Below are 8,982 nucleotides of genomic sequence, written 5' to 3'. Positions count from 1 at the left end.
CAGGCCTGGGCATCAATGTGGGAACAATGGGCAAGGATTTAACCGTCGGCGTAACGGTGCATAATTTTATTGAAAACAAATGGCTCTTAAACCTTTATGGGAGCTGGGATTATCGATTTTTCGGGTACCAAAGTTGGAAGCACACAGGAAGTGTCGGTATCGGATTTGGCAAGATTAAAAGCCTCGTCAACCTCAAAAAACCCATTTATTTCAACAAAGAAAAGAAAAAGTATTTCAAAAGCCTTGGCATCGGTTCAACCCTCGACATAGAACAAAAATTTTCCAAAGATGCTTACATAGGTGGCCGTTACGGGGATACCCTCTGGGGCCAGCTCAACAGAAATATGTTAGGATTAAGTCTCGGAATCGACCACACAAGAATTATAGGATCAGGAATGTATGGGAAAGTCCATTATTCTTTTCTCTTCGGAAAATAAATTTTAAATATAGCTCCCTAAAATGGGAGCTGTTATATTTTAAGAGAGAAAACTGGATGACCCCCAAACACACACTTTGGCCAGATAGGATACTAATAGCTATAACTACATTACTTTTTTCTATATCTTTTAGTATCATGAAAAACAATTTACATATATTCTGTATAATCCAACTTTCTTTTCTTCTCTACCTGATACTATACACGATTTTATATCCTTTTTCCCACTGTTCCAACATAACAGTCAACAAGCTTGGTAGATCTTGAACTCTGCATCAAAATTAATCGCCATATTGCCCTGTACTTTACAATAGGCAGTGAAAATAGAATTTTGGTGCCCAAAATTCCGGGAAAACTTAAAAATTCGAACTCGTGAATCACATTGTGCTATTTCTGATAAAATACTTAAGGTTTTATCTACACTACAGTTATCTGTATATACAAATTCTACATCATATCTATCTGCTATTTCCAAAGCAATTTTACTTAATTCTTCATAATGAGTCCTGACAATTTCTTCTTTATGATAAACCGGACAAACTATTGATATTAAAGGTTTCATTGTCTTTTTCCATGATAGTAAATTGCCATAGCGTAATAGCAGCTGGTTCCCACAATAAGCAAAGTTAAAAGCATAATAGGCATACTAGAAATTTCAAAATGACCGTATAAATAAGGATTCAGCATAAACATAAAAGCAAGCCATACACTATAAATGATTAAAGGACTTAGTGCTATTATATTAAGAACTCGGCTTTCCGAAAGTTTCTGCCATTGAAATAAAAATAATATGATAAAAATCAAAAAAAGATTTAAATTATTTAGAGTTCCCAAAAACCATAATATTTGTACTGGAGGAAACAATAAATAACATGAATAGTCCCTAAAAAACGATGACAAAAGATAATGAGGCATCCATCCTGGATATAACATATAATTTTCTACAATGTAATAAAAATTCTTTAAAAACATCTTAGGAGAATGATAAACATTATAATCTTCTAAATTACCACCTTCTTTTCTTAATATTGCTACGGACATAGACAAAGTAGAATTTTTACTTCGCTCGGCAATGTTAAAGTAATTCTCCAATTGTTTTTGATAAATATAGTATTTTTCATCATACTCTGCTGACCGAGATCCTAATTGTGGTAGCATTTGCTTGGCTTCGTTCCATTCGGATATATGAATCAAAACAAATACAAAAAGTACTGATATAGCCAATATGAAATAACGGGATAGCAGTTGACGGGCATACAACATTAAGCTATTTTTTGATTTTATATGATTATAAATATAAAAAATATCTTGGAAAAGGATCATTGTTAAGATGACAGGCAAGGGTATAAATATAAAATATATAGGTCCTATAAAGAAAAAAGTATAGTAAGCAGCCCCAAAAATCCGGCAAAAATCAACGCTTTTTTTACTTTTGATATTCTCCCAATTGAATATAAGGATAAAAATATAGAATATAAGCTGGCAGAAACCCATTAATAGTAAACGCATGAACCCAGATAATACTGTGACGATGAGTACCAGGGAAAAATAATACAACAAGAGCAATAATCCAAGCAAAAACAAGATTAAACCTAACTGCAACAGCAAACATCAACAAAGACCATGAAACTCCATGAATAAAAATTTTAAATTGATGAAGACGTGTCATTCGCTGAGAAAGTTCTATTTTTTGTTGATCGGTTAATACATAGTTATCCGGGGGGGGGGGGGGGGATAGAACTGTATAGATAAGATTAGCAATATTATTATATGCCGTAGCATATAAACCTACCATATTTTTCACTTCTTCATTAGTAGGTATAAATTTATTATTAGATACTATTTCATCTCTAAAATCAACTAAGCCACGACCTCCAGCAAAATTATAAGATCCATTTTCTTTTTTAATATCACGGCCTGTAGTAATTGCCTGATATACGGAAGCAATAAAATGGGCATCCGTATAAAAGTCGTAATTATGAAGGTACAAAGAATCTGCACTAACAACATTATAAAAATTTTGAAGATTAATATGATCAAATTTTGACAGATTAAAAATGGCTTCATTAAAATAAGCGCTCCCTTGAACAAATTGATCCGGATGATGAGCACGTCCTGTTACTTCTTTTAATAATACAGGCAGCTGATAAAAATTTAAGAGTGTATAAATCAACAAAAACAGTAAACAATGAAACCAATATTTTTTTTGCATGCCTTGCCCCTGATAATAATATCAACCATTATATACTATGTCCTAAAATAAAGCAATTATTCATTGGATCTTTGCGACTTACGGGTATTGCAAAATTATAAAAAATACTTTATAATAAAAAAATTGCTAAGGATCTATCATGCAACAAAGACAACAATTCTATCTTGATGCTATTATTTTCACGATTTTATGTTTAATAATGATGATCGGCATCATCCCTCAAATACAAAAAGGACCTAATGCTATTCCTGTTGCTAATGAATATTTTGATGTTACCTCGCTATATTTCAACGAATATTATTTAAAAAATCCTCAAAAAACATCATTTTACCAAGCCTCTAATAACTATCTTCATCAAGGGAAAGTTGCTTTAAATTTTGCAGACTTATATGCATCACGTTTTGATACTGCTACATATAATCACACAATGAGTCCTATTTACCGCGCTGTCAAAACAGGCAAGCATCTTTCAAATATGGGATATAATGAAGCTGGTTACTGGGGTGAAGAAGCCTGTAAAGTCACTAAAAATAGAAAAATTATTACTAATCTAGATTATAAATCCCACTATTTTTCTGTAGCAAATAACAGTGCAGAAATAATCTACACGCTAATTCCAGAAAAACTCAAGCATATCAGTAACTCAAATGAAGAAATAGAATTAGCAGAATTCATTACCAAACTTAATTATTTTTCAGGATTCTTTTTAATCATAGGATACATTTTATTTTATATAGCTGTATACAAACGTTTAGGTAGAATTACTGCTTTATTCACAGGAGCCGCTATTACTTAATCCTCAACCTTTCTTTTTGACGCTTATTCCCAATCATTCAACTGTTTTTTCTCTGTATTTCTTTGCATATATTATCTACTTTTATATTCCTATCAGTAAAAATTTCACGTGGAAAAATTTTGGTTTTTATTCATTAGGTTTTATTATTATGAATGTATTATTTATAAAAGATAATATACAATTTCCCCTTATTTTCACATGGGCATTATCGATAGGATTAATGTTTTACATAAATATCGTCAATGCAGTCAAAAAATCCGATTCACAGCTTTCTTTCTTTCTTTGATTAGGACTCTTAAACCCAGCATTTTACGTTTGGCAATTTTGGGATTATTATCTCTATTTTCAATTATTCCATTCTACCTGACAGAAATGAAACAAGCAGAATTATGGTCAGGAATTACGCCTCCATCAAACTTCAAACGGTTGCTTAGTACATCTAATACCGCAGGATTAGAATTTAAAACCATTTTCATAAGAACCATAGGTAAAATTTATCGTCTTTTTCAATTTAATCACCTAACACCTTGGCTATGGATAGAATATTATTTCCCACATATAGAAAATAATATTAAAACTTCGAAAATAACCAGACAAATGATTGAAGTGTTTTTATTTATTCCGTTGTATATTCTAATTTTAATGTCTTCTATTTATTGGGTAATAATAGGGAGAAAAATGAATTTCAATTCTGAATTTTACCATACCTTAAAAAATATTATTATTGGAGTTAGTATATATATTATTTGGTTTCTAGGGTTTCATTTTCTATTTCCGCGACCAGCATTAATACATTATCACATCCATGGTGGCACTTTAACGTTTATCAACACGTTAATTTTGTTTATTTCTACAGGATATATCACACAAAAATATAAAACTGCATTGTTGTAAAAATAAATCAAATATTTTAGTTTATTTTTCATGTTTCTCGAGTTATTTAACAATGTCAAAACAAACATTTTAACAAATAACAAACTATTTTTTGATCAATTCATAAGAATTAATTTCAATTTATATATTATATACAGCAAAAAAGCAAACATAGGTATCTTCTATATTTGCTCGTCTCTTGAAGCTCCAGTGGGCTTACCCAGAACAGGGATCGAACCTGCACGACCTAAACGGCCACTAGCCCCTCAAGCTAGCGTGTCTACCAATTCCACCACCTGGGCATTAATATAAAATTATACATTAAATTTTATATTTTTGTCAAATAAAATTTATATTTCTTGCTTAAAATTTGTGCTTTTAACAGAAAAAATGTATAATTTTATAAAAAGCATGTTGGAGAAACGATATGGCATTATTTTTAAAAGATTCAGTTCTTGAAGCACATGACCCAGATGCTTATCGTGCTTTATCTCAAGAACTTGAAAGGCAACAGAACTCAATAGAATTAATTGCTTCAGAAAACATCGTTTCAAAGGCCGTACTTACTGCACAAGGCAGTATTTTTACTAACAAATATGCAGAGGGATATCCTGGAAAAAGATATTACGGAGGTTGTGAATTTGCCGACGAAATCGAAAATTTAGCTATCAACCGAGCAAAAAAAATATTTAACGCAGAACATGTCAATGTACAAGCACATTCCGGATCTCAAGCTAATATGGCAGCATTTACTGCTCTCTTAGAACCCGGGGATACTATTTTGGGTATGGGCTTAAATGCGGGAGGACACCTAACTCACGGTTTCCACCTGAATTTTTCCGGATTTAATTACAAAGCCTATGCCTACGATGTTGATCCTCAAACATTCCTTTTGGATTATAACACAATCCTAAAACAAGCAAAAGAAATCAAACCAAAAATGATTATTGCCGGCGCATCTGCGTACTCACGAATTATTGATTTCAACAAATTTAGAGAGATCGCAGATGAAGTAGGAGCCTTCTTACTAGTAGATATGGCTCATATTGCTGGTTTAGTTGCTGTTGGATTGCATCCTAACCCTGTTCCTTATGCTGATATAGTAACATCAACAACTCACAAAACTCTTCGAGGACCACGCGGAGGACTCATTTTATGCAAACAAGATCACGCCAGAGCAGTTGATAAAGCTATTTTTCCAGGGATACAAGGTGGCCCTTTAATGCATGTCATCATGGCAAAAGCTATCGCATTTAAAGAAGCATTGGACCCCTCTTTCAAGACTTACCAAGAACAAGTTATCAGAAATTCACAAGCCTTAGCAAAAGGAATGTATGATTTAGGATATTCAGTAATTACCAAAGGTACTGATAATCATTTATCTATCATAGATTTAAGAGACAAAGAACTTAATGGCAAACAAGTAGAAAATGCATTGGATACTGCTTGCATTACGCTTAATAAAAATTCTATTCCTTATGACACAGCCCCTCCAATGCAGCCTTCAGGAATTAGAATTGGTAGTCCGGCTGTTACTTCAAGAGGTTTTAAAGAAAAAGAAATGCAGCAAATAGTATTATGGCTGGATAAAGCAATTTGTTCAAAAGCTGATACTCAAACATTAAACACTATAAAAGCAGAAGTACAAGAATTATGTGCATCATTTCCAATATATAACTAAGTTTATATTCTTAATTTCTTAAGTCCTGTAGGAGCAGTAATGGAACCTATTAAATTTAAAACAATTAATTATCGCGCAGGTGCTTACGTATATGTCGAAGAACAAGCAGATAGTGGAGAATTTTATATTATTCGATCAGGAAAAGTAATCGAAGATAATCCGCTTAACGAATTGACTGGCGAAGAAGATTTGATTCTCGAAGCAGGAGATTTTTTTGGAGTTCTCGATTGTATGAGCCGCAGACCTCATGTATCAAGCATCAGAGTACTTGAAGATACGTCACTTATTGCCGTACGATATGATCAATTTGAAGTTTTAATAAAGCAAATGTCTCCTATTGCCATGAAAATCATTCGTTATTTTTCGAATCGATTAAGAAAATATAATGCAACTATTGAACATCTTACATTTCAGCAAAAACCTCAAGTAGACACCCCCTGTAATCTCTTAGGAGTAGCTGAATATTATCGCGATAATGGACAACGTAATTTAGCTGGATATGCTTATACTAAATATTTAGAATTATGCCCTCATATTAGCGATCTACAATCGGTCCGCCAGCAATTGGAACTTCTTAATTTCAATATGCAAGATATTGCCCCTAGCATCCATGGCATACAAGAAATATTTCAAAATGAAACCCCGATTTTCATAGAAATGGAAGAAGGTAAAGATTTATATATTATTTTAGATGGACAAGTAAAAATTACAAAAGTAATCCAAGGAACAGAGATTCTACTAGGCATTATGAAATCAAAAGACATATTTGGCGAAATGGCTATTTTAGAAAACAGTCCAAGAAGTGCTTCAGCAATTGCTTCAGGCACAGTTACTGTTCTGCGAATTAATAAAAATAATTTCGAAACCCATATCAAAACGTATCCTGAAATTGCTCGCCGTATCATAGAATTATTATCAGACCGCATATGGTTGGTCAACAAAAGATTGGCAAATCAATTAATAACAGATCCCGTAACAAAAATTTATGACGCTCTTCAAACACTTTTACAAAAAAATCATATTCCTTTGCAAAAAGGATTAACTTATGTATTTGAAATGTCACCTGAAGAAATTTTACAATTTATTGGGCTTGATACAGCAGTTGGAAAGAAAATAATTAACCAAATTTTAGCTAATGATCCAGCATTAGATATAAAAGAGGGAAAATTATGTTCTCAAGATGTCTACAATATTAGAAGTGCTATGACTTTATCTGGAAGACTGACTTCTCAACCTAAAAAACGCACCCAGCTCTAAGGTTTTCTTAATTTTATATTATATAAATCACCAACATAAAATGTTTGAATTTCCTTATCTATTTCCAATAATAATGCGCCTTCTTTAGTGCAGCCCTTGAAAATACCCCAAAAACTTTGATCATCTATTTGGAAAATAACCTTCTCACCAAGCCAAGCTAAATAGTTTTGCCATTGCTGTATAATTAATGATTCATTTTGCGGAAATTCAGAATAAAAATTATTTATAGTAAGAATCAGATGACCTGCAAATTTATTAATATCTATTTCTTTACCTAAAATTTGATAAATAGATGCAGCATAATCAGGTAAAAAATTACTATTTACATTAATTCCAATTCCTATGACAACAGAATTTATATTACTTTCATTAATTATTTCTGCCAAAATACCACAAATTTTTTTACCTTCTCCATCAATAATATCATTAGGCCATTTCACAAAACATGAAATTCCAAATGCATTCAAAGTTTTATAGACAGCTAAAGCCGCAACGCGAATCAAAGAAAAAAAATAAGAATGAGGTATATCTGTATGATATCCGAAACTCAACGCTAAATCTTTATCTTTCTGCATTTCCCAGGTCCGATTCATTCTGCCTTTTCCTCGATATTGTTCTCTTGCTATTAAAAAAAACGAAGAAAATTTCGACAATAAATCTCTAGCTATAATATTAGTAGATGTACATCGATCAACAAACAAAATTTCCGGTATATTATTCTGAGGAATATTTAATTTTATTTTCTCTGGAATCAAAACAAAAGGTAAAGGATTTATTAAAATAAATTTTTCGTTAGCATATTGAATATCATAACCCTGATCTTTTAATGTTTTTATGTTAATAGCAATAGCAGAATCAGAAATCCCAAGCTGTTGCATTAAAAATGCCTGAGAAATACCTTTTTGATACTGCAACAACATTAATAACACAGGATTCAAAGATTGAATATTCATTTAAATATCCAATACTATCCCTATAGGACAATGATCAGAACCGGTGACTTGATCTAAGATAAAAGCATCTACAAGTTTAGACTGTAAATCTTCACTAATGAAAAAATAATCAATTCTCCAACCTACATTTCGTTGACGCGCACCGCCTCTATAGCTCCACCACGAATATTTGTCACGAACACTCGGATGCTTAAACCTAAAAGTATCGATAAACCCAGCAGCTAATAAGCGATCAATCCATTCCCTTTCAATTGGCAAAAAACCAGAAGTTTTTTGATTTTCTTTAGGACGCGCTAAATCTATTTCTGTATGAGCTGTATTTACATCTCCGCAAATCACTAAACTTCGTCCTTGCTTTTTCAATTCAACAGCATGTTCTAAAAAAGAATTATAAAAATCCAGCTTATATTGCAGTCTTTCGGGAGATCTTTCGCCATTAGGAAAGTAAATATTAAAGAGAATAAAACTCTCAAAATCCAGCATAATCGTTCTCCCTTCAAGATCAAAAATTTCTTGTCCCCATCCATATTCAACCTTCACAGGATTTATCTTACTGAACACAGCTGTTCCTGCATATCCCTTTTTTGTACGTGAGGAATTCCAATAACTGTTCCTATCCGTGGGATTAAGCAATTCTTCTTCCAATTGGGTTTCTTCTGCCTTTATTTCCTGCAGCCCAACAATATCAGGATCCAAATCATACAGCCAGCTAAGAAAACCTTTTTGAGCAATAGCTCGAATGCCGTTAACATTCCACGAAATCATTTTTTTCAT

The 8,982-nt window shown here is 32.4% G+C and carries 10 protein-coding genes and 1 tRNA gene; 5 read left to right on the top strand and 6 right to left on the bottom strand.

Annotated elements, in window-relative coordinates:
- The coding region (locus BM018_RS04105; RefSeq protein WP_234945097.1) for a hypothetical protein at positions 1 to 437 on the top strand (437 nt) is incomplete at its 5' end.
- 243 nt (positions 438 to 680) lie between these two features.
- Here BM018_RS04105 and BM018_RS04100 read toward each other — a convergent pair.
- The 3 genes from BM018_RS04100 to BM018_RS04090 all read right to left on the bottom strand — a co-directional run bounded on the left by BM018_RS04100 (position 681) and on the right by BM018_RS04090 (position 2,648).
- Positions 681 to 998: a glycosyltransferase gene (locus BM018_RS04100; RefSeq protein WP_092318906.1), complete on the bottom strand. Its 318-nt coding sequence runs from the start codon at positions 996 to 998 to the stop codon at positions 681 to 683.
- Positions 995 to 1,699 carry a hypothetical protein gene (locus BM018_RS04095; RefSeq protein WP_143280407.1) on the bottom strand — a complete coding sequence of 235 codons (705 nt, stop codon included), beginning with the start codon at positions 1,697 to 1,699 and terminating at the stop codon, positions 995 to 997. Before BM018_RS04095 ends, BM018_RS04100 begins: the two co-directional genes overlap by 4 nt.
- A gap of 163 nt (positions 1,700 to 1,862) precedes the next feature.
- Positions 1,863 to 2,648: a hypothetical protein gene (locus tag BM018_RS04090; protein ID WP_092318902.1), complete on the bottom strand. Its 786-nt coding sequence runs from the start codon at positions 2,646 to 2,648 to the stop codon at positions 1,863 to 1,865.
- 139 nt (positions 2,649 to 2,787) lie between these two features.
- Between BM018_RS04090 and BM018_RS04085 the strand changes: the two genes are divergently transcribed.
- Positions 2,788 to 3,444, top strand: coding sequence for a hypothetical protein (locus tag BM018_RS04085; RefSeq protein ID WP_092318900.1), 657 nt, complete (start codon positions 2,788 to 2,790; stop codon positions 3,442 to 3,444).
- A gap of 315 nt (positions 3,445 to 3,759) precedes the next feature.
- Positions 3,760 to 4,338 (top strand): hypothetical protein, encoded by a 579-nt coding sequence (locus BM018_RS04075; protein WP_159428170.1) that lies wholly within the window; start codon positions 3,760 to 3,762, stop codon positions 4,336 to 4,338.
- Positions 4,339 to 4,534: 196 nt separating this feature from the next.
- Here the strand turns inward: BM018_RS04075 and BM018_RS04070 are convergent.
- Positions 4,535 to 4,619, bottom strand: a tRNA-Leu gene (locus BM018_RS04070).
- A 125-nt stretch (positions 4,620 to 4,744) separates the two neighbouring features.
- On the opposite strand from BM018_RS04070, the gene BM018_RS04065 reads away from it, so the two are divergent.
- Positions 4,745 to 5,998, top strand: a complete 1,254-nt coding sequence (locus tag BM018_RS04065) for a serine hydroxymethyltransferase (RefSeq protein WP_092318894.1) — start codon at positions 4,745 to 4,747, stop codon at positions 5,996 to 5,998.
- Between the two features lie 39 nt (positions 5,999 to 6,037).
- Entirely contained in the window at positions 6,038 to 7,255 is a 1,218-nt protein-coding gene (locus BM018_RS04060; protein WP_092318892.1) for a Crp/Fnr family transcriptional regulator, read from the top strand.
- On the opposite strand, the gene BM018_RS04055 is transcribed toward BM018_RS04060, so the two are convergent.
- Both BM018_RS04055 and BM018_RS04050 read right to left on the bottom strand, forming a co-directional pair.
- Positions 7,252 to 8,208 carry a biotin--[acetyl-CoA-carboxylase] ligase gene (locus BM018_RS04055; protein WP_092318890.1) on the bottom strand — a complete coding sequence of 319 codons (957 nt, stop codon included), beginning with the start codon at positions 8,206 to 8,208 and terminating at the stop codon, positions 7,252 to 7,254. The genes BM018_RS04060 and BM018_RS04055 overlap by 4 nt on opposite strands.
- Positions 8,209 to 8,982, bottom strand: coding sequence for an exodeoxyribonuclease III (locus tag BM018_RS04050; RefSeq protein ID WP_092318889.1), 774 nt, complete (start codon positions 8,980 to 8,982; stop codon positions 8,209 to 8,211). It lies immediately after the preceding gene.

Source organism: Brevinema andersonii (genome assembly GCF_900112165.1).
GTDB classification, from domain to species: Bacteria; Spirochaetota; Brevinematia; order Brevinematales; family Brevinemataceae; genus Brevinema; species Brevinema andersonii.
This window is presented reverse-complemented; position numbering and strand designations above follow the sequence as displayed.